We start from the raw sequence: 22,866 nt of genomic DNA, 5'->3' as shown, positions 1-22,866 counted from the left end.
TAATACCTAAACAGTATTACCACTGATGTTTATTCAACGTCTTTAATTTCAAAATAAGTCTGTCCTGATTCCGTCACAATACCGTAAACCCGCTGTTTTTTGCTGGCATCACTATAACCAAAATCAATCACGCCATGATCATCTTCTACTTTAATGTCTTGAATTTGTTCACGCATAAAAGTCTTGATAATTGGTAATTGTTTACGAAACTCGGATGCTTTTTCCACTGCCGCTTGAAGCGTGTAACCTTCATCTTGGAAGTGTTTAATGTGAAAGATTTTCACCAAATTTTTAATATCATATTGCCGGGAAGTTTTCTTATCTTTCGCATTATCTGAGTCCAAAGTTTCAATATAACCTTGGCTTTCCCAGTAACGTAAAGAACGAGCCGAAACTCCCGTGATTTTGCTTGCTTGACCAATACCAAATATTAAATTGTCCGTATCAATAAACTTGCCAATTGGGTTATCCATTCTTTCGTCACTCGTTTCTATTAATAATTCGCTTTACGAAGAATCACTATAACAAATTCTATCATGGGTGGCAACTTTTTCACCAACTTTGTTACTGAAAACGGCATCATTGTCAAATATGTTGACAAACATTTTTGTGAGCGTTAATATACTAAACGTTATCTTAAAAAGAAAAGGGGCATATACAATATGGCTGATAATCAAAAAACACTTGATGCCAATGGTAAACCCTATAATCGAACCATGATGGTGGTTGCGATTATTTTAGGTTTATTCATGTCAGTGTTAAGTAGTACCATGCTTGCTACTGCTTATCCTACATTAATGGATGCATTTGATGTTTCCACTTCTACAGTTCAATGGCTTACGACTGGCTACATGATGGTCAACGGGGTCATGATTCCAATTTCCGCTTGGTTAATTAGCCGTTATGGTAGTGGTCTTTTGTTCAATACCGCGATGGGCTTTTTCTTAATCGGTTCAATTCTAGCTTGGGTGGCTCCTAGCTTTGGGGTGCTTCTTGCCGCTCGGGTAATTCAGGCTGTCGGTGCCGGAATTGCAATGCCAGTAGCCCAAACCGTCTTACTTTCAATTTATCCACCTGATCGCCGTGGTTCGGTCATGGGAATGATGGGGCTAGCCATTGGTTTAGCTCCTGCCATTGGTCCAACTCTTTCTGGTTGGTTAATTGATAATTACAACTGGCGTGCCTTGTTTAGTACTTTGATTCCATTTACAATCTTTGCCTTAGTAATTGGTTTAATCTTCAATAAAAAAGTATTACCAACTAGAAAATCTAATCTTGATTGGCTGTCAGCAGCTGAATCTACTTTAGGATTTGGTTTACTACTTTATGGATTCTCTCAAGTTGGGGATAATGGTTGGGGCGATCCAACTGTTATCTTCCCAATTTTAATTGGGATCGTTGCGATTATCATTTTCGTTTATCGTCAACTTCACTTAGAAAATCCCTTCTTGGAATTACGTGTCTTTAAGACTAGAGACTTTACGATTTCCGCTATTTTATCATCAGACGTTAACATGGCGATGGTAGGTGTGGAAATGGTATTGCCAATTTATTTGCAAACTATCCGGGGCGATTCCGCACTAGAATCTGGTTTAACATTATTACCAGGGGCCTTGATGATTGGGATTGCCAGTCCAATTACCGGACGTTTGTTTGATAAATATGGGGCTAAGCATTTAGCTACCGCCGGAATGATTTTACTTACCTTAGGTACCATTCCATTCTTATTCTTAACTAAAGAAACACCACTTCTCTTCATTATTGTGACTTATTGTATTCGAATGCTCGGAGTCGGGATGGTTATGATGCCAACTTCAACTGCCGGGATGAATGCTTTACCTAACACCATGATCAGTCACGGTACTGCCGTTAACAACACTGCTCGGCAAGTAGCCAGTTCAGTGGGAACTGCCATCTTAATTAGTGTCTTAACTAACGTTACTAAAGATGATATGCCAGCTAAACATGTGCTTCATAATAACCCCCTCGCTTATAAGGAAGGCGCTCAAAATGCCGTCTTAAACGGTTATTCAGCTGCATTTGCGATCGCTGTAGTGTTCTGTTTGATTGGTTGGGGATTATCATACCTATTGAAACAAAAACAAACTACTGTTGGAGGTGACAAATAATGGCTCTAGCATTAATTATTATTAGCGCCCTTTTATTCATCGTCTCTTACGTGGTCATGCAACGTGGCATCGTTCGAGTTATTTTATACGTTGTTTCCTTTGCCCTATTAGTCTTTTCTTTAGTGGCCATTACGGCGGCTGATAGCTGGAATTGGGGAATGAAATTAGAAACTAAAACGACTACTAAGTTGATTAAGCCCGTTAGTTCTATCAAACAAATGGACATGAACATGTTAGTGGAACAAAAATTGGGTACCAAAGACGAAAAAATTGTCGTTTATAAATTACCGCATGAAAGTAAAACTAAGCATACGCAAACTGATGTTCATACTACTAACAAGTACAAGCACATTACTGGGACAGAAGCTAAGCTAGTCACTAAGACTAAGCAATATGTCTACAAGAATCAGTTCTATAAGTTATTATTTGCTGGTTTAGGGGATGGCTCCGTTTATAAATCCCGGACCAACACGTTTGAATTGCCGGACAATTATGTGGTCTTAACTGCAAAGCAAGCCAAGTCATTGCAAAAGCAAGCTAAGACTAGTAAAAAACAACAGGCAGCGCAAAAACAACAAATGCAGGCTGTGATTAAGCAACAAATGATGGCAGCAATGCAAAAGAATCCAACGATGACTCCTGAACAACAAAAAGCATTGCAAAAGCAAATTGTGGCTAAGGTGACGGCGGCTGCAATGGATAAGCAAAAACAAAAATTGTTGGATATGGATCAAAGTAGATAGAGTGCTGCTTTCAACTAATTTTATTATTGAGCATTAACAGAAAAATCACTAATAGTTCAATCTAACAGGATTGCTATTGGTGATTTTTTAGTTAGGTGAAAGAATAGCTTGGATGAAGCCAATTTCTTAGAGTTCTGAGTCCTCCGGGAATTAGCGAAATTATAACTTAAAAAAGAGATAGTTCGACAAAAATATTTTGTCACTATCTCTTTTTTGTAACTAGATAAGCTAATTGAAGGTCGAAGCCGATTTAAGATAAGTTGTGACCAACCTTAAACATTGCTAGCCAGTATCTGTAATGATTGCTTTAACTGTATGATATGATTAGATCAATTAATAATTAGGAGATACATAATATTGAAAATCAAAAAGACATTTTTAAATCTAGCCCTTATTAGTGCCTCTTTATCAGCGTTTACCATAATTAATCCCCAAAAAGCCCATGCATTATCCATTAATGATTCCAATTTAAAAAACCAAATCGGAAAAATTAACTACTATAAATTCACCAAAGCAACCAAAATCAAATACTTTGGTTGTGCTCAATCAGTAACTATTCCTAAGGGCACCGTTTTAGCTGGCGAACCAACTATTTTTTCCAATGGAACTGTCGACAATCCGAAAAAATCCCTCGAAATTCAATTCAACTTTTTCACCACTAGCTACCATATGCGCAAAAATTGGGTTCAACCACACCGTGGTGGAACTTGGATCCAAAGTAAATATAGTAGTAACATCAAAAACGTTAAATTAACTTCAGCACCTAAATATTTATTTGACTCTAGTATGAAAAACTTAAGTTATAGCCTTGGTGATAATTATACTTACACCACTGCTTTTAAATACAATACTTTAGAAAATTCTATGAAAGATAATAAACATAAGCTGGTAATCGCTACGACTGATGGTTACATTGATTACTACAAGAACGGTATTGCCAGTGCCCAAAAATTTAATAAACCAACCGCTTCTCAAAAAATTTATCAAGTTACTCAAAAAGGTAACACCAAGTACTATTACTATAAAAATGCGATCACCGGTATTAAAGAAAAAAAGGTTAGCAAAACTGGCAACAAACGTTATCGATTAACCGTTAAAAATTTAAATAAACCAACCCATTATCGCGAAAAAGAAGATCCATTTGCCACAGAAACATTTAACACCTTTACTGTTGGTGGTACCAAATATTATTCTTATATGCATGATGATGGAGAGTAATAACTCAACCATCATAAAAAAGAGTGTAGTAGAAATCCTGAAATGATTTCTATCACACTCTTTTTATTTAACTTAAAATATCATCCAAACTAACCCAACCAACAATAGTATTAGGAGAGTCTGGTACTTTCACCTTCACGTAGGTGTTCATCAATACATCAGTATGCGTTGATTTAATCAATTGAGCTTCCACCGCCTCGATTGGCGCTGGTTTATCAGTCTTATCATAGTATTTAATAAATGATAAATCATTGTTATCAGTAAAGTTCTTGTTAGGTGCCCAAATAGCGGCGCCATCACGTAAATTAACCGGTTCGTCGCTAGCAATACCAATCGAACTTAGGTCGCCTTTTACCGGTACCACCTTCATATTATCATCATCAAATAATTCTTTAACCACCCGTTCACTGGCATGGCCGTCCATCCATTCATCAAAACGTTGGGTAAAGTCCAGATATTGTTGATCTGGCGTCCAACCATTGGTAAAGATGTCTTCTAACTCGTCAGCAACTGCGGTCGTAGTTTTCACTAATTTACCCGGTGCTGCTTGAGTAAAGTCAAAGTAAAAGCCCCGAATCGTACTTGCATACTGCTCCAGATCATAAGTATAGAAAATGATTGGGCGGCGCAAGATAGAATAATCAAACATTACCGATGAGTAGTCGGTAACTAAAACATCAGAAATTAAATATAATTCACTAATATCTTGATAATCACTAACATTGACCGCATTGGTAAACTTAGTCAAATCAAGGGAGTTAGCAATCATGTAGTGCGTCCGAATCAAGAAGATAACATTGTCGCCGAAGCGGTCTTCTAATTCCGCCAAATCTAAGCGTAATTGAGCCGTAAATTCATGAGCTTTAACGAATTCATCATCACGCCAAGTGGGTGCATATAACACCAATTTCTTAGTAGGATCTAAATTCAACTCATCCTTGATACGCTTAATATCGTCGTCAGTATAGTTAATTAAAATATCATTTCGCGGATAACCCGTTAGCATCATTTGATTATTATCTTTTCTAAATGCTCGGCTCATAATGTCAGCTGAGTATTTATTAGGAGCAATCAAATAATCCCAACGCTTGGAATCACGCACAACCCCTTCATGATACTTACCAGAATCATTAACTGGCATTGTCACTAACTGCACATCAGTTCCAATCGTCTTTAAAGGTGTGCCATGCCAAGTTTCCAATAACGTGGTTCCTTTAGGCTTATTCCAACGGAATGGTCGGCGGGTATTAGTAATGTAGTACTTAGCTTGTGCTTGCTTGGTGATTCCCTTGTAACCATAACGAACGGTATACGGAATCTTATGTTCCTTGAAGTAAGGAATCATATCATCACGAATATTCCAATACAACTTGTATTGTGGGTAGTTACTCTTAATGTATTCATATAGTGCTTTGGGATTATCAGAGAACTGACGTCCAAAGAAACTTTCAAAAATAATAATATCTTTCTTCGGTAAAATTTCACCTAACCAGTTCAATAACCGCGCTTGTAAATCTTTAATCTTGAAGAAATGCCAGAATTTATTCCAAATAACTGCCTTAGGTGGCTCTTGGTCTAATTCTTTAACATTAGTGGCTAATAAGGTTTCAACCACTTGTTTAGTGGCATCTCCTTGGCGACCATATTCAGCGTACTGATTATAAAAATCAGTCATTTTAGTGGCATACTCTGCCGTTATTTCTGGTAAATGAAGTAACGCCGTGGCTACTTGTGCCGTCGTTTGGACGATTGGTCCCGGCATTTGCGCCGTGTAATCAAAGTAAGTATCGCGGGGATTTTCTTCTAGGACCTCGACTTGATCATAAGCAAAGAAAATCATTGGTCTCTTCAAATAAGCGTACTCAAACATCCGATTACTATAATCCGTAACCATCACATCACTTATGAGCATCAAATCGTTTTGACTACCGTAATCACTTAAATCATAAACCAACCCCGCATAACGACTAACATCGACTGAATGAGCTAGTTGAGAATCTAAGGACAACACAATCACAAATTCATCATTTAACTGGTCCTTTAAAATATCCAAATCAAGACCTAGTTCACGACTATTTTTATCGCGTTTAGTTGGCGCATACAAGACTACTTTTTTATCTAATGGTAAGTGCATTTGCTTCTTTAAAGCCACCATCCGATTTTCATCATGCATTTCATGAATTAATTGATCCACTTTAGGAAAACCAGTGCGCAAGACAATGCGGTCATAATCGTAGGCCTTAGAAGCCACTACTGCCATGTAATCAGATGGCACCACCATATAGTCCCAACGACGAATTCGATCAGCTAATTCTAATTGAACTTTGGCACCAGCAGTCCGATAACGAGGAGAATCAAAGCCCATTTCTCGTAAGAATGAATTACGCAGAGTTTCTACTTCGATCTGGCCCTTACGTTTGTAGTACTGGTTCGTCAAATTAGTATTTTGAACAAAGTACTTACCAACTGCTAGGTAGTACCAGTACTTCAAAGTATTAATGCGAACTACTTCACCATCTGCCGGTACTTCCACCTGGTCGTTTTTCATAAACCAAATTGGTTTAATTTCACTGTGATGTTGGCGAATATACTCATACATTGCCGCTTCATTACCACCATAGTTACTGCCCCAATCGTGTTGGAAAACCATCACATTTTTACGCAATGGTAACAAGCGCATCAATGGATAGAGCAACGTATAATTGACAGCCCGGCGGCCTTTTTTAGCATTAATCCAACCACTAAACGGTTGCCGAATTCGTAATTCATGAGCATTTTGTTTAGAAGAACGAAGGTTAACTAACGCTTGTTGGCCATGATTTAAGGTCAACGTTGTGCTAGTTTTAGGATTATCAACGGCTTTTACTGGATCAATGTACTTCTTATCCACGACACTATAAATTGCCACTTTTTGAAGGTCATTATCAAACATTTCCAAAGTGTAGCTATAAATACCAGCTAAGATTTGGAGGCGCCCTTCAGCATTTTGTAATGGGAGTTTGATTTTTAGCTTATTTGAATCTGGCTCTAATTTACCCACAATATCATCTAAGTTAAATATCACTCGTTCCTTGTGGTTGCGACTACTTAACACTAGCTTAGACCGGCTTAAATCATATTGCCCCACTGGTTGTAATAATTGGATGGTTTCTTTTAATTTTTTGCCATCGAACTTATCTTTTACAGCGGTAACAGCTGGATAGTTCACTGTGACTAGTAATTGCTTGGTCGAACTATAATTTACGTTGATCATTCGATCTTGGAAATTAAAGACATCAGCAATTTTTTGGTATTCATATTGATAAGGCCGTTGAAAACCAGTACTTAGATTTTGAACGTTAAGTACTAAGGATTCACCTAGTAAATCAATGGGCACCCCAGCTAAATCAAAACTAATTTTACCAGCTGTAATTTGGCCGATAATTGGTTTCATTTCTTGTGAACTATTAGCCTTTAACATGATGATGCCAACTTCTTTAGTAGCATCTAAATTAGTATCAAAAACTAATTTTTCTGCCACTGCTTGAGCGTTCTTAAGCCACAGACCAGACAAGGCTTCCTTTGTCTTACAAGTAAAGCTCAATGCTTTGGCTCGGTTAAACCCACCTACTACCACGTTACCTTTTTGCAAAAATTTCAATTTAAACTTGGTAGCCTTAGGTCCCGGATGATCCAAATAAGCACTAACCTTGTACTTATTAGCAACTTCATTAGTTACTAAAATTTTCCACGTTCCTTGACCTAGTTGCTTGGTTGCGTCGGCTAAATCAAACGAAAATTCATACCGCGCATGTGTCCAGGCTGAATGAGACTTAAAAATTCGCTTGTTTAATGGTGTGGTGGCTCGCTTAAAATCAATCGGATAAACCGCATGATTAACAATGTTAACTAACTGAGCACTAATGGTTTCGTTGACATTATTATTCGAAAATGGGCGTTTGGATAATGGCATATTCTTGATTCGGAAGTACCCTTTTCCTTCAACTAGCCCCGTCTCATTGTCCAATTTAACTCGACTAATTTGTTGAACCACTGGCAAAACATTGTCAGATTCGTCCAGTTGATCCACAATTTTTTGGTCCGTTCCGGGAATACTAAGCTTGTAGTTACGTCCAAAACGTTCACTAATTTCGTATAACTTTTTATTGTAGGAATATTGTTTTAATAGACTTAAATCACCGTGAGCAATAGCCCAGTATTGAAGTTGGGTTTTAAGATCCACTAATTTAATAGCGGGTGAATCCCACAAATTCCAATCACGCAAGAAACGGTAAACTAATTCCTGAATATGGTATTGGAAATACTCAGTTGTATCAGCCACATTCACAAAAAAGCTTGGCAAATCATCGTTCAATACCTTGTGAATAAAGGCTAGATAAAGTGGTGAACCTTCCACATATCCGTTTTCTGCCAAAATTGTCCGACAAATATTTAAATTTGCAGTCCGGGCATTGAAATCACTAAATTCTTGCCGGTCAGGACCGTTGTAATCATGAATTTCACGGGCGCGCCAGAGATACGAAATATCAGTGATTACCGACGTACTTTTAGAAGCCAAGTGGGCGGCCAACGCAAAGCTCATATCTTCATCAATTACCCCTTGGGTAAATTGAATACTGCTATCAGCTAAAAATTCACGCCGGTAAAGTTTGTTATTAATTAAATTATCGTATAGTAACCCGGGATTATCCTCTAAGGTGGCATGTTTTAAGTTGTCTTGTGTCCCTAATTGATTTTCATAATCATCTTTGTTGCCATCCGCATCAAACTTGATTACGTAACCAACTACAATATCTGCATCATCATCAATCGCGGTTTGCACCAAATTAGTGTATGACATTGGATTGATTTGATCGCGACTATCCATAAATACTACATATTGGCCGGTCGCTGCGTGTAGACCAGTAGATCGTAATTCGCTTAAATCATTGGTTGCCACTACCATACGTTTAAAAGTGGCAAATTTAGGAGCATATGCGTCACAAATGGCGCTAACGTTTTCGTCGTTACCATCATCTAAAAATAAAACTTCAAAGTTAGTTTGAGGAAATTTAGTTTCTAACAGCGAATCCAAACACTCCTCAAGTTCAGTGGTTCCGTTGGTATACGTGATAACAACGCTTAAAAGTTTTTTGTCATTCATTACTAGCAGATTTCACCTTTCATTTATAGCACTTCACTATTTCTCAATGAGTGTTACTTCGATTTATTGAAAAAAGCGGTGTTAACTACCCGTTCAGTGGCGTGGCCATCTTCCCAGGCATTGAAACGCTCGTTGAACTGACGGTAACGATCATGATACTCAACGTTAACCTGATCAATATTTTCGATGGCATTTAAGACCTCATCGTTAGTTCTCAATAGTGGTCCTGGTAAGTCCTTATTCATATCGAGATAAAAACCACGTAGGACGCTGGCGTATTTGTCATAATCATAGACAAAATACAAAATTGGCCGTTTTAAAACAGCATAATCGAAGAAAACACTCGAATAGTCGGTAATTAAAATATCCGAAATGAGGTATAACTCAGCAATATCATCATAACTAGATTCGTTAAAGACGAAGTCACCGAAACCAGACGTATCCAAATGATCGGCAATAAAGTAATGAGTTCGCAGTACTAAGACGTATTCATCGCCAAGGGCTGCTTTTAGGCGCGGAATATCTAGTTCGAGATCAAACTTATATTGACCCACACCATAATACTGATCATCACGCCAAGTAGGAGCATACAAAATAACTTTTTTGTCTTGCGGAATACCTAGCTTAGCTTTGATTGCTTGTTGCCGTTGGTCCTTATCCGGCGCATTTAAAATATCATTTCGGGGATACCCTGATTTTATCATTTTATCGACGGGATACATGAATGCATGCTCAAAAACGTCGACCGAGAACTGATTAGCGGTAACTAAGTAATCCCATTGACGTGATTGGTGATAAAAGATTTGCTTGTACAACGGATTGGCAGAGGCCACATTATCCATATCAAAAACTAAGTGTTTTAATGGGGTTCCGTGCCAAGTAGAGAGAAAAGTAGTTCCCGGCCGCTTAGCAAACCACTGTGGTTGCCGCATATTAAAGACTTGATATTTAGAAATGGCCATGTAATACATATAACGAAAACTAAATCGCCGCACCGTGACAGTGTCCTTGTGTTTAGGAATAGCTACATCTGCTCCTTTAGCCACAATCCAAACATGTTTGTATTTGCCAGGAAAATGATTACGCATATATTCATAAATATACTTAGGACTGTCAGAATAATTGCGTCCCAAAAATGATTCGTAAATAATTACGTTATCCTTAACCGGAAATTTGGTGAAAATAAACTGATACATTGCCCGCGGCATACCGCGACCGTGCTTAACTAAAGCTCGTCTAAAGTAACGAGCCGCTACGGTTCGTTTCATTTGCTTCGTGGCCGCCGTAAATTTACCTTTAGCTACTTTTTTAAAGATACTACGACTACTATGACCTACACTCTTAATAGCCGTTTCCGGTACCATTGCAAGGTATTGTTGCAATTGAGTTAGTAAAATCGTGCGCTCGTCATTAGTGGTTTCGCCCATCATCCCGTTATAAAAATAACGATGGACCGCCCCTAAAGTATATTCGGCAAATTGCGTTTTTAATTTTGCGTGTTGCAGCTTTGGCAGTTCCGTTAACCAAGCAGATATCCAGCCGTGCCAACGGTAAAAGAACGAACCTTGGCTCAGGGATGGGTCATTAATGGGATCATTATGCCGTTCCTTGAAGTAAGTTCGTTTGTTTAGTTGGGCCACTTGGGTAACGTGGTCTAAAATATTTAATGTAAATTGGTAATCTGCATACGTTAAATTAGTTGCATCAAAATCAGCATTAATTTGGTTAGCAAATTCACGACGAACGGCCTTTCCTTCAGCGCGTAGCATTCGGTTAAGAACGTCTCCTACTGTTAGGGTGTTAAAGACTCGGTATTTGGCACTTAACCAGGCGTTGTAATTTTTTTGAGCCGCAATTGTTGAGCTAGGAACACTCACTGGTGTTGTTACGTCTAGCTTATGCCAATCTACGTGTGTTTTGCGATGCGAACCCCCCCAATCAGGCAGATCGTCTTCAGCATTTCCACCGGCAATACTAGTTAAAAAGGAACTTTCTGGTTCATACGTTGGATATTGGTTCAAATCCGTAATATCAAATTTACTAATTACGGACCAATATTTTTGCAATGTCTTGGGTAATAAAAAGTCATCTGCATCAATGAAGATTAAATACTCTCCTTGAGCTTGCTTTAGTCCCAGATTACGTGCTTTACCGACCGTACTATTCGGTACCGTCAAAACTGAAATTTCATATTCAGCGGTAAAAGCTAAAGCGGACTTGTCCAAGGTATCATCACCGATAATTAACCACTCTAAATCTGTGGTCCCCTGTTTATCAATGTTGTTTTTTAATAGCGGTAATTTCGCCACATCGGCTGCCTTTACGGGTGTTACAATACTATACTTAATCAAAACCTAACCTCACTTTTAAATCGACCGGTTACCGGCGTTTTCTTACTTAACATCATCCGGATCATAACCATCTGTCACCGTAAATGCCGTCTTGATTTGGGATTGTATTTCTTGTTTATCATCCCGCGTTAATGCGCCATATGCTGGTGTTTCTTTTAATTTTTCTAATTCATTAACAACATAATCACGGTACTTATCGGTAAAGCTCATCTGTTGCTTTCCCGCAAGAACCGCAAGTAACTGCGCTACCCATTGCTTAGGATCTAAAATTCGGTGATCCGCTTGAATGATTGGAGTGCTTAAATAAACAATATCAGCACTTTTTTGCATGATGCTGGCTTGTTGAGCCACACTTATAGCTGGTAAATCAGGGTTTAATGCGCTGATTTGTAAAACGTTAGCATATGGCCATAATTTGGTATCCATTCGCTCAAAGCGATCATCGTGAGTATCTACTAAATAGCGCTGAATCATCGGTAAAATGGCAAGTTTATCGGCCATTGGCAAACTGTTAAATGGTGCTTTTTTAAGGGCCTTAGCTAGTAATGGCACTGCTGTAAGTCGTACATCTAAACTATTATCTTCTTGTTCAAAGAAGTTATTAAGTGCCGTCCCCAAATCTACTTCAATAGAAAACTTAGCGCCCGAAACCATCATCGTGGGATGGATTTTTAACACCGAAGCCAGTTGAGCTAAAGCTCCTGGTAGTAAGTGATCCGTCACCCGCAAGTTCAATAAATAATCTCCGGTTAACGGTGTCGGGTTAGCTTCATCCACCACCATAATTTTGAGTGGTGATGCAGTGGCTACGGCTTGTACTGCTGCTAAATTAGCAGTGGGAGTTATTAATCGAACCGTCACGTCAGCATATTCTTGAATTGCTACTCTCTCTAAAAATAATTTCAAATCTGCGTCGGTCGTTAACTTACTTAACGGCACATTGATCAAAAAATTCATAATTTCTCCTCTGATACTACACCCCACTGCCTCAAGGATAGTGGGCGGTTTTTAAAGCCACCAGTATCATTTATCCTAGTTCGCAAACCAGTGCGCACCAGTTTTTTAAATTTATTGCTTGCGCTTCAAGACCATAAAATGACCCCATTATGCAAGACTAAAACACTATCATGTTACCAATAAATGGGGGGGATAGCAAATGGGGGAGGAGGTTTTAGTCAAACTTCATATATGTAATTATCTTTGATTTTTTAGGATAATGGGTTGTTGATACTACACTTTATACAGTTCATTACACAAAAAACAAGTTATTAATTAAAAAGCCCCAATAAAGCTAGATAATAAATCTAACGATATTAGAGCCATTTTTACGAATAGGTACGAGAATATGTTGATTTATCTTTTAATCAACATATCTCTATAAAATAAATATCAAAAAAAGAAATAAGATACGGAAGTATTAGGAAACAAAGTATTATATATAATTTTTAATGCTCAAAAGTGCATCTCATAATTAAGAAAAAATGTTATGCAAATAACCCAATAAGAGTTTCCTTGATTTAAAGGATTAAATTAAACTGTCTATTTTGGGGGATACCATCAGATAACATTATGTTTTTCAATAAAATAACCATTTATTTTTCTATTACATCGAATACACATGACTTTACTAAACTAATAATAGAACTTACACGCCTACTAAAGGTTGAGCTTTCACTACTAATACCATACAAATCAACATTATTACGAATTAAATTTACTATTTTTTCTTTTTGTTCTTTAGAAATATTTTTTTCATAGGCCATTTTTATATGGTTATCAGTCATAAACCAATTAAACACTAGTCTAAATGGTTTATGACTAAGTAATAACCTAATAAGTTCAATTCTTCCCTCATTAGAATTAAATTTCAAATACAACTGACTTCCCCTTGCATTAATATAAAACTTTTGATTGTTTTTCCTAGCCAATCCTAAGTAAACCGGTAAATAACCATAGTAATCACCTTGACGAATACTATATCCAAGACCACTAGCAATTTGCTTACTGGTTAATCCTATTTCACTCTCCTCCAATTTACTTTCTTCTAACAACCCAAGAGTTTTAACAAAAGCAATTCTACTATTAGTCTGTGGGAATAACACCTGTGGTTCTGGTACAATAGGAGTATTTTTAACCATATTAACTACTTTGTCTAAGGTTATTATATTAGCATCAGCAAATCGAAAAACTTTTTGCTTTACTAATTTTATAGTTGAATAATTGTCTGACTCCCCAAACTCATATTCATTGAAATAGTAGTTACCTTCCTGCATAAGCATAAAGGATGGCCTAATCGATTTAGTAACACCTCTACTCCTAACAATATAATATGGATAATATAATTGGCGTACTAAAAAATCTTTTTCTGGAACTGACTTAGCTTCGATTATAACAATACTATCATCGTTTTCATAAGTTGCATCGATTTCTACTTGGGAGCTACCAGTATGAATAAATATTTTATTATTTTTACCAATAAAGAAATTCATATCTCCAGATCGTAATCGACCATGCATCACTGGCATTAATGGACTATTCTCCGTATCAAAAGCTCTGTTCAACATATTACTGGTAAAAGCTAAATCAAGATAAGTATTTTCCGATACTCCTTTTTCGTCCATATGATCTTGTCTTATCGTTTGAATATCTGGAAATCGAATAATTTCTGGAGTATCATCTTCTTTTATCGTCAATGGTGCATAAGCATTAAATTTTCCTAACCTATACATATATTGTCCATTAATATTTCCAATCGGTAAAATATTAATAAAGTCATCGATATCATTGGAACTATTTTTAAAAACATCTGGCAATGCCGATGAGCGATCAAATTTGGCTAACAACCGTACGTCAGGACCGTGTAGCTCATTACTAAAGTATCTTATTTGGTCTGCTGAAATATCAAAGTATCCTTGTTCACTGTTGATTGATGATAAAATTTCTGACCCTAATTTATCAAAAATAGCAGACCATACCTCGTTTTTATTATGTCTTTTTTTTATCATTAATCCTACTCCCTACTTAATAAGTGGTAATGATTAACTCACCTATCTTCCCGCGTTTCTTAGCATCAGAATTGATAGATCTAGTTGCTTTTACTTCATGCAATTTAAATATTTTATTTTTATACAAATTACGTGTAATTTCAGTATCCGAATTAGATAGCATTACCTTGACTCCTCGTTTTGCTAGATTCAATGCAGTATTTCTCAATTCTTCTTGTTCCAATAAACCAAACTCCGAAGAATTATAAGAAGTAAAATTTGAAGTAGGATTTAAAGGAATATAAGGTGAATCAAAATAAACGAAATCATTTTCTTTTGCTGTAACAACAGCTTCTCGATAATCTACATTAGATATTTGTATATCATTTTTATTAAGATATTTAGACACATCAATTATCCGTTTATCTACAATATTTGGATTTTTATACTTACCATATGGTACATTATTTTGACCTTTTTTATTAACTCGCCACAATCCATTAAATCCAACTTTATTCATATAAATAAATCTTGCCGCACGCAAAACACTAGTCATTTGCTCCAAGCGTCCATCGCGATCCATAACTCGTATATCTAAATAATACTCCTTACTATTCTTTTCCTGATGCTTTTGCAAAGCTACAATTAATTCTTCTGGATTATCTTTAACAACTTGCCAAGTATTAATCAGTTCATAATTTAAATCATTAATTACTCCTTGCTTAGGTTGAAGAGCAAGTAAAACTGCCCCACCTCCTAAAAATGGTTCATAATAACGATTATAAGAATTAGGCAAAAGTTCACTAATATTTCCAAATAACTGTCTTTTACCACCTACCCACTTAATAAATGGACTTAAGCTAGTCTTTTCATTATCTAATTGCTTAATTATATCATCCATCCCTATTCCTACTTCCTTTGCAACAGCACTTAATATTGATACTGACCAGTTATTATATGACTTAGAAAATGCGGAAACTATTGTTGTATACGGAATATCTTGATGTTGAGACAATTTTCGTTTATTCGTATTATGTTCCATTAATAAGCTATCAATATTCATATTTTCCTCCTATGAGGCGATTATGTAGAAATAATCGATATTTCGTAAAAATATACAATTTACATAATACCTCTTTTAAAAAGGTACGAAAAGGAAAATAATTTCACTTTAAATAAAATTATGAACCACTAAATTAATACCAGCAATAAACTCATTACTTTCCTACTCTCCCCCTCAAATACCCCAACGTCAAACTATCTCCCGCAGCTTCTTTTACCAACTCTAACGGACTCCCGGTCGCCATAATTCGACCACCGTTAACGCCGCCTTTAGGGCCCATATCAATCATATAATCAGCGTTGGCAATTAAATCTAAATCATGGGAAATGGCAATAATCGTTGCGCCATTAGCTAGTAATTGATCAAAAACTCGTAACAATGTTTGCACATCTAGGGGATGCAATCCTACAGTTGGTTCATCAAAAATGAATAATGAATTATCCAGTTGATGTACCAAATGAGTGGTTAATTTCAACCGTTGTGCTTCACCACCAGACAAAGTGGGAGTAGCTTCCCCTAATTGAAGATAGCCTAACCCCATTCCTACTAAGGTTTTTAGGGTGCGTAAAATTTTAGTATCATCCGCCAAAATGGTTTGCGCCTTATCAACTTCTAAGCTCAAAACGTCAGCAATACTCATATCGTGCCACTTTACTTGTAAGACATCGGGATTAAATCGTTTACCGTGACATGTCGGACAAACTTGCACCATATCCGGCAAATACTGAATATCTAGTGAAATTTCTCCGGTACCACCACAAGTGGGACAAGCTCCCTGTTTATTATTGTAAGAAAAATACGACGGCGTATAATGCTTCTCTTTAGCCAGTGGTTGTTTAGCATACAGTTTCCGTAATTCATCCATAATATTAGTGTATGTAGCAACCGTGGAACGCGCATTTTTGCCAACTGGTACCGCATCAACACTCACCAAATTATTAATATCCGCAGCATTTAAACGGGTGACATGACTAGGCAACTTTTCCCCTTTGACTTGAGCCGTTAAAGCCGGCAACAAACTATCCAAAATCAAGGTGGTTTTGCCCGCCCCGGAAAAACCAGTGACTGCCGTCAGTCGGTTGAGAGGAATTTGAACGTAAACATCGTGCAAATTAAACCGATCACTGACCGTTAAATCAATGCTGCCATTCACCATGATATCGGCTTTAGCAGCTGGTTTGCGAACTAATACCGGCGCCGTCCCCGTTAAAAAGGGACCGATTAGAGATTGTGGATCATGCTTAATTTCGGCTGGAGTTCCTTGGGCAATCACTTGCCCACCAGCCGCTCCGGAACCGGGTCCGATTTCAATAATCCAATCAGCAGCATCAATAATCGCCGTTTCATGATCAACTACTACCACGGAGTTACCTTGTTCAATCAATTGTCGAAAGATATTGATCAATCCGGCCACATTATCGGGATGTAATCCGACAGAGGGTTCATCTAGAACGTACAAAACGCCGGTAGTTTCTGTTCGCAAAGTACGTCCCAACTGAATTCGTTGTAATTCACCGGTAGATAAAGTGCTCCCGGCTCGATCCATGGTCAAATAATCTAACCCTAAATCTAATAATGGTTGCAGTTGTTGCAGTAATTCACCAGTTAAATTATCAGCTAAAGCCAGCATGTTATCTGGCAACCACTCTTTGACCTGAGTGACCCAAGCGGGTAATGATCCTAAAGCTAACGCACTCACTTCAGCAATATTTTGATCAGCCACTAATTGAGTTAACCGATTGGGATTAATTCGGGTACCATGGCATGTCGGACAAGTCGAAAATTTATAAAAACGGTTGAGTCGCTTTAAAGCCACTTCGCTTTTGGTAGTAGCCATACTATCGATAACAGCGTTATACGCATTTTCATAAATGGCATTATCCATATGGAAAATCCGGCCATTTTTCGACGGAATATCAACCGAAATTTTTTGTTTAGGGCCGTGCAACACAAAATCCTTTTCTTTATCACTTAGGTCTTTAAAAGGAACATCAATTCGAATACCAGCAGCTCGGGCGACACTAGGCATAAAATTCCGTCCTGGCACCCGCCAAGAAGCCACGGCACCATCTTCAATGGTTTTATTAGGATCTGCAATTAACTTAGTCGGATCAAGTTGTTTCGTGACGCCCAGCCCCTCACATTCCGGACAAGCGCCATCGGAATTAAAGGCAAAGTCCTCGGCACTAAACGCTTGAAAGTGCACGCCACAAATAGGGCAGGTAATCATTCCCATTTCGGCTCCCGTCTTGTCCATCGCTTCAGCAATTTCAATAGTTGGTGGTACTTGATGACCATTGGGACACTTGGGTGAGCCTAACCGGGAAAAAATCAACCGCAAAACGTTAAAAATTTCGGTCATTGTCCCGACCGTAGAACGAATTCCAGGAACACTCGGCCGTTGGCGCAATGCTAAGGCTGACGGAATGTGCTTCACTGATTTAACGTCAGCTCGGCCAACCTGACTAATGCGCCGCCGAGTGTAAGTAGCCAGCGCATCTAAATAGCGCCGGGCCCCTTCGGAATATAAAATCCCCATCGCTAACGATGATTTTCCCGAACCGGAAAGACCGGAGATAGCAACGAACTTATTTAGTGGAATATCAACGTCAATATTTTTTAAATTATTAACGTTACCACCGCGAACTTCGATGTGGTCAACTGGATTAGCATTAACTGTCATGAATTTGCCTCCTATATAAAAAACACTCGCCTCCATTATAGGTGAGTGTCCGCTATTTGTAAGATTATTCTACTTATTGATGCAATAATTGTGCCAGTGCTCCTGTATCGGTCACTTGATACATCGTTACCGGTCGCCCCACCTTGCGATAATCCACGCTTTCTTGCAAGGCATTTTGCGTCACTAAAAAGTTGAGGTATTTTTTAGTGGAAATCCGTGATAACTTAGTAACCTCCACTATCTGCTGATTAGTAAATGCAGTTTCATCAAGTTGTTTAATGGCGGCCACGACTACTCCTAACGTATTTTGGGCTAATCCCTTGGGTAGCGCCGTTGTTGGTGGCGTAGTCGTCACCGTATTGCCTTGAAATAATTCATCTAATTGCGACTGCACCACTTGGGTATTCATGATCGTTTGATGACTTTCTGCAAATTTGTGAATAGCAGTTTCAAACCGCTTAAAAGTAAAGGGTTTAATTAAATAATCCGTAACCCCATAATCAATGGTTCGCTGCACCGTTTCATTATCGGAAGCTGCCGTTAGCATAATCACGGCTGCGTGATTTTTTCGTTCGCGAATCACTTGCAAAAAATCAACCACAGACATCCCCGGCATATAAGTATCCAATAAAATCAAATCAACCTTGGTTAGCTCTGCCTCAGACAAAGCATTAGTAGCCGAGTTCACTTCGATAATTTCACTGAAGTATACACCGGAGACACGTTCTAAAAAACGATGATTTAAATCTCGTACCATCGGGTCATCTTCAATTATCATTGCTTTCATTTACTAAACCTCCTAGCCAAACTTCAATAATCGTCCCCTCACCAACGGTAGAAGTGACTTCAATATTACCGTTTAATTCTTTCACTGCGGCCGCAATAATCTGCATCCCAAAGCCCCGTTTATCGCCTTTAGTAGAGTATCCCGTAGTAAAAATTAATTCTGTATCCGCAATTCCCTTACCGGTATCTTCAATAACAATTTGAGCGTTATCAGATTTTTCATCCACCTTAATTAATAAATTAATATTTTTCTCCGAGGTCTCTAAAACCGCATCAATCGCATTATCAATTAAATTACTAATAATACGTAATAAATCCACTTCATACTTAGTAGCATATTCCTTTTCCGGTACCAGCGACTGATCCGCTAAAGTTAACGTAATTTGTTGTTCACTGGCTTGCTTGATTTTGCCTAAAATTAAACCAGCTAGTGACGGTAATTTGATCAACTTAGTAATTTGACCGATTTCCAGATCGTGAACTTGAGTAATTTTAGCAATAAACTCTTGCGCGGCTGGACCATCATCAATTTCTAGTAAGCCATTAATGACGTGTAGTTGGTTCATAAATTGATGTGTTTGAGCACGCAAAGACTCAATATAGCGCTTATTACCTGAAAGCTTGCTAATCAAAGAAGCTACTTCTGAAATATCCCGAATTAAAGTAACCATCCCGTAACGATTATTGTTCAAATTCAGGGGCATAGTAGAAACCACCAATTGCCGACTACCATACCAGACTTCATGTTCAACTCCCAGTTCATAATGAATAATATCAAAAAATTTATGTTTAAAATCTGCTGGTATTTTGTTATTTGGCATTAATTGATCTTGAAATAATGCTTGTGCTGGCTGGTTCATTTCAATGATACAATCATGTTCATCAATCGCAATAATACCTTCTACAATGCTGTTAATTACCACATCATGTTTCACAACTTCTGCCGCGATTTCATCTGGTTCCATGCCCAATAAGACCTTACGTAAATAATATTCTAAAATAAAAGCCCCCACAGCACCAATAATCAAACCCGCCAAAGCCCCAATAAAAATGGGAATCGTTAACCTTACTGTTTCTTGGCGTAAATTTTTTTGGTAGTAGCCTAAGCATACTAATCCGATTACCTTTTGTTGATGATAGATTGGATAAAAATAACGATATTCCGGTCCCATTACACCAGCCGTTGTTGATAAATGTGGTTTGCCATTAATTGATTTTTTCGCATCTGCTACAGATAAAAACCGTTTTCCCACTTCAGAAAGCTTCGGATGCGAATAACGAATATAATGATCATCCATTACTACCACGAATTGCACGTTCGCTACTTTTTTAATATTCTTAGCATAAGCTTGCACTTGGCTATTTTGTTGGTGGTGTAAGACACTTTGTTTTACAGTTTCATTATTGGCGACCACCAGTGCCGTTTTATACAAATTATTTTTAATAGTTTCTTGGTTATTTTGAATTTCTGCATGCCAGGTAAACAACATCGTTACTAGCAATGATAAGGTTAACGATACCATCACAATCATCGTTGCCACAAAGCCAATCGATAAGCGTCGTTGCTTTTTAAATTTTAGTTTCACGATTAATCTCCATTCAGACAAAAAAGTCTTATCTATATTATAGATAAGACTTTTTATTTATACAGTTTTTATTTTGCTGTTAATTCAAATTTAGAATGCCCAGTTGCTAAAGCTTCTTTAAAGTTGTCAAAGCTAATGGAAATCATATCTTCTAAAGCCGGTTCCGTATATGAACCAATATGTGGAGTAACCATAACTTTGGGATGGTTTAACAATAATTGTTGATCAGCTTGATTAGGAATATCAGTAATATTGTCAAATTGTTTACCAAAAACTGATTTTTCATCTAACATAACGTCAGTACCATAACCAGCTAATTGTCCATCATTTAAACCATTAATCACCGCATCGATATCGGTTAATTCTCCTCGAGCAGTGTTTACCAATACCGCTGAATTCTTCATTTGCTTCACAAAATCAGCATTGATTAAATTATCATTTTCCCCTTTGAAATATGGTACATGAACTGAAACGATGTCAGCTTGAGCTAACAATTCAGGTAATTCCACAAAGGTGATGTAATCTCTGACCGCGTCATCTGGATAGGGATCATATGCCAAAATTTTAGTGCCCATGCCCGCATAAAGTTTAGCTTCTGCTTTACCAATTCGACCGGCACCAACAATTCCAACCGTGCTACTATGCACTTCTCGACTGAAATAGTTTGGTTTGACTTTTAAATCACCACTAACGGTCGCTTCCACCGCTGCATTGACGTGCCGAAAGAGGCTCATCCCTAGAGTTAAAGCTAATTCGGCCACTGCGTATGGTGAATAGCTAGGAACGCGTGCCACCATAATATTGTGTTTCTTAGTAGCTTGCAAATCAATGTGGTCAAAGCCTACGGTGCGAGTAAAGACATACTGGATTCCCCAAGCCTCAAACTTAGCAGCGGCAGTTTCATCAACCAGGCAATTACCTCGTACCAAGACGCCATCAGAGCCTTTAGATTCGATAATATTTTCAGTATTTAACATTGCTTCAACTAAGTTTAATTCGTAATGTTGCGTGTTCAACTTATTGAAGTAAGCTACTTCGTTAGAACGAACACCGTATGCAGTAATTTTAAACATCTGATTTCCTCCTAAATAAATGAATTAGATTAAGCCAATACCATGCAAAATTTGTAACCCAGCAATCCAAACAGGCGTCATAACCACCGCTGCAATCGTTGAAATAAATGAAGCGTTAGAAGTCAACAAGGCTTCTCTATCAGAACTAATTGCATATGCAGCGGCAACGGTTGCAGTTGGTGTAGCCATCATAATAGCGATGGTTGCAATTGCCACATAGCTCATTGAAATTACCCCAAGCTTAACCAATAAAGATAAAATGATAATGTTTAACAATGGTACTAAAATAACTTTATTAAAACTATAATACCAAGCCACTTTATTAGTAGCCGCCTTCCCAAAGGAAACGGAGCCTAAGGTAATCCCAATTGCTAACCAAGCTAATGGTGATGATAGACCTGCTAAGTAGTTTAATGGTTTCCACAACCAAATTGCCGTCTGATCAATACGGTAAAAGGCAACACTAGCCATATCAGTTCCTTGGACACCACTGACCGCTACTGGTACATTAACGTGCGGTACGAAACTTTGGCAAATCCACATAATAAAACCAAGGAAAGTAGCAATAACCACTGGCTTAAGCAACATTACCTTGATATTGGAAGCCTTCATTTTTAGACCTGTCAAACTCATATAACCATATGAGTACAAAAAGATTCGATAACCAATATTAAAAATCGAGCTATACATAATCCCTTTGGCACCAAAAACGGCACCAACAATTGGAATACCAAAGAAAGTAGTTGAACCAAAAGTTGTTAGTACTGCTAGGACCTGTTTTCTGTCGCCCTTAGCTTTGGGATACATCAATGGGGTGATAAAGATTAATAGTAGATAAACCAAAATTCCCCAAATCAAAACGGCAATCCCTTGGTGTAGCGTTTCCGTATCAATAGGTTGCATAAATGAATTAAATGATAATGCTGGAATAGCTACCTTTAAAGCTACCCGTGAAAGTGTCTTTCCTACGGAATCACCGAAAATTTCAGCTCGGCGTAAATACCACCCCAATAAAATAACAAAAACAGTTGAAGTTATTGAGCTCACAATACTAACATTGCTAAAAGTTTGCTCAATTGCTTGTAAAATATCCATTTCAATCCTCCA

At 37.7% G+C, this 22,866-nt stretch carries 14 protein-coding genes; 3 read left to right on the top strand and 11 right to left on the bottom strand.

What is annotated here, in order from left to right:
* Positions 1 to 29 precede the first annotated feature (29 nt).
* Positions 30 to 473, bottom strand: coding sequence for a MerR family transcriptional regulator (locus HII32_RS03415; protein WP_172188313.1), 444 nt, complete (start codon positions 471 to 473; stop codon positions 30 to 32).
* A 189-nt stretch (positions 474 to 662) separates the two neighbouring features.
* Here HII32_RS03415 and HII32_RS03410 point away from each other — a divergent pair, with 189 nt between their 5' ends.
* From HII32_RS03410 to HII32_RS03400, 3 genes are all read left to right on the top strand, one after another.
* Positions 663 to 2,129 (top strand): MDR family MFS transporter, encoded by a 1,467-nt coding sequence (locus HII32_RS03410; protein ID WP_172188311.1) that lies wholly within the window; start codon positions 663 to 665, stop codon positions 2,127 to 2,129.
* Positions 2,129 to 2,872: a DUF4811 domain-containing protein gene (locus HII32_RS03405; protein ID WP_172188309.1), complete on the top strand. Its 744-nt coding sequence runs from the start codon at positions 2,129 to 2,131 to the stop codon at positions 2,870 to 2,872. Before HII32_RS03410 ends, HII32_RS03405 begins: the two co-directional genes overlap by 1 nt.
* 357 nt (positions 2,873 to 3,229) lie before the next feature.
* Positions 3,230 to 4,090 carry a hypothetical protein gene (locus HII32_RS03400; RefSeq protein ID WP_172188307.1) on the top strand — a complete coding sequence of 287 codons (861 nt, stop codon included), beginning with the start codon at positions 3,230 to 3,232 and terminating at the stop codon, positions 4,088 to 4,090.
* A 67-nt stretch (positions 4,091 to 4,157) separates the two neighbouring features.
* On the opposite strand, the gene HII32_RS03395 is transcribed toward HII32_RS03400, so the two are convergent.
* From HII32_RS03395 to HII32_RS03350, 10 genes are all read right to left on the bottom strand, one after another.
* Complete coding sequence (locus HII32_RS03395) at positions 4,158 to 9,233, bottom strand: CDP-glycerol glycerophosphotransferase family protein (protein WP_172188305.1); 5,076 nt, start codon at positions 9,231 to 9,233, stop codon at positions 4,158 to 4,160.
* A 53-nt stretch (positions 9,234 to 9,286) separates the two neighbouring features.
* The gene (locus HII32_RS03390) at positions 9,287 to 11,584 is read right to left on the bottom strand and encodes a bifunctional glycosyltransferase/CDP-glycerol:glycerophosphate glycerophosphotransferase (RefSeq protein WP_216655621.1); all 2,298 of its coding nucleotides are present in this window, start codon (positions 11,582 to 11,584) and stop codon (positions 9,287 to 9,289) included.
* 42 nt (positions 11,585 to 11,626) lie between these two features.
* Positions 11,627 to 12,541, bottom strand: coding sequence for a hypothetical protein (locus HII32_RS03385; RefSeq protein ID WP_172188303.1), 915 nt, complete (start codon positions 12,539 to 12,541; stop codon positions 11,627 to 11,629).
* A gap of 635 nt (positions 12,542 to 13,176) precedes the next feature.
* Positions 13,177 to 14,589, bottom strand: a complete 1,413-nt coding sequence (locus HII32_RS03380; protein ID WP_172188301.1) for a type II restriction enzyme — start codon at positions 14,587 to 14,589, stop codon at positions 13,177 to 13,179.
* 16 nt (positions 14,590 to 14,605) lie between these two features.
* Positions 14,606 to 15,469, bottom strand: coding sequence for a DNA adenine methylase (locus HII32_RS03375; RefSeq protein ID WP_484496948.1), 864 nt, complete (start codon positions 15,467 to 15,469; stop codon positions 14,606 to 14,608).
* A gap of 316 nt (positions 15,470 to 15,785) precedes the next feature.
* Complete coding sequence (locus tag HII32_RS03370) at positions 15,786 to 18,314, bottom strand: AAA family ATPase (protein WP_172188297.1); 2,529 nt, start codon at positions 18,312 to 18,314, stop codon at positions 15,786 to 15,788.
* Positions 18,315 to 18,387: 73 nt separating this feature from the next.
* Positions 18,388 to 19,101, bottom strand: a complete 714-nt coding sequence (locus tag HII32_RS03365; RefSeq protein WP_172188295.1) for a response regulator — start codon at positions 19,099 to 19,101, stop codon at positions 18,388 to 18,390.
* Positions 19,082 to 20,686 (bottom strand): ATP-binding protein, encoded by a 1,605-nt coding sequence (locus HII32_RS03360; RefSeq protein WP_172188293.1) that lies wholly within the window; start codon positions 20,684 to 20,686, stop codon positions 19,082 to 19,084. Before HII32_RS03360 ends, HII32_RS03365 begins: the two co-directional genes overlap by 20 nt.
* Before the next feature lie 68 nt (positions 20,687 to 20,754).
* Positions 20,755 to 21,759 (bottom strand): NAD(P)-dependent oxidoreductase, encoded by a 1,005-nt coding sequence (locus HII32_RS03355; RefSeq protein ID WP_172188291.1) that lies wholly within the window; start codon positions 21,757 to 21,759, stop codon positions 20,755 to 20,757.
* Positions 21,760 to 21,783: 24 nt separating this feature from the next.
* A complete protein-coding gene (locus HII32_RS03350) occupies positions 21,784 to 22,854 on the bottom strand; it encodes an AEC family transporter (RefSeq protein ID WP_172188289.1) in 1,071 nt (356 codons plus the stop codon).
* Positions 22,855 to 22,866 lie beyond the last annotated feature (12 nt).

Origin of the sequence: Lentilactobacillus kribbianus (genome assembly GCF_013184075.1) — a bacterium.
In the GTDB taxonomy this organism is placed as follows: domain Bacteria; phylum Bacillota; class Bacilli; order Lactobacillales; family Lactobacillaceae; genus Lentilactobacillus; species Lentilactobacillus kribbianus.
Note: the sequence above shows the minus strand (reverse complement) of the source record. Positions and strands in the feature narration are given on the sequence as shown.

What these genes read in the sequence shown, in the direction of transcription:
- HII32_RS03415 (WP_172188313.1), bottom strand. Translation starts at nt 473, where the DNA reads ATGGATAACCCAATTGGCAAGTTTATTGATACGGACAATTTAATATTT.
- HII32_RS03410 (WP_172188311.1), top strand. Translation starts at nt 663, where the DNA reads ATGGCTGATAATCAAAAAACACTTGATGCCAATGGTAAACCCTATAAT.
- HII32_RS03405 (WP_172188309.1), top strand. Translation starts at nt 2,129, where the DNA reads ATGGCTCTAGCATTAATTATTATTAGCGCCCTTTTATTCATCGTCTCT.
- HII32_RS03395 (WP_172188305.1), bottom strand. Translation starts at nt 9,233, where the DNA reads ATGAATGACAAAAAACTTTTAAGCGTTGTTATCACGTATACCAACGGA.
- HII32_RS03385 (WP_172188303.1), bottom strand. Translation starts at nt 12,541, where the DNA reads ATGAATTTTTTGATCAATGTGCCGTTAAGTAAGTTAACGACCGACGCA.
- HII32_RS03380 (WP_172188301.1), bottom strand. Translation starts at nt 14,589, where the DNA reads ATGATAAAAAAAAGACATAATAAAAACGAGGTATGGTCTGCTATTTTT.
- HII32_RS03375 (WP_484496948.1), bottom strand. Translation starts at nt 15,469, where the DNA reads ATGGATGATATAATTAAGCAATTAGATAATGAAAAGACTAGCTTAAGT.
- HII32_RS03370 (WP_172188297.1), bottom strand. Translation starts at nt 18,314, where the DNA reads ATGACAGTTAATGCTAATCCAGTTGACCACATCGAAGTTCGCGGTGGT.
- HII32_RS03365 (WP_172188295.1), bottom strand. Translation starts at nt 19,101, where the DNA reads ATGAAAGCAATGATAATTGAAGATGACCCGATGGTACGAGATTTAAAT.
- HII32_RS03355 (WP_172188291.1), bottom strand. Translation starts at nt 21,759, where the DNA reads ATGTTTAAAATTACTGCATACGGTGTTCGTTCTAACGAAGTAGCTTAC.
- HII32_RS03350 (WP_172188289.1), bottom strand. Translation starts at nt 22,854, where the DNA reads ATGGATATTTTACAAGCAATTGAGCAAACTTTTAGCAATGTTAGTATT.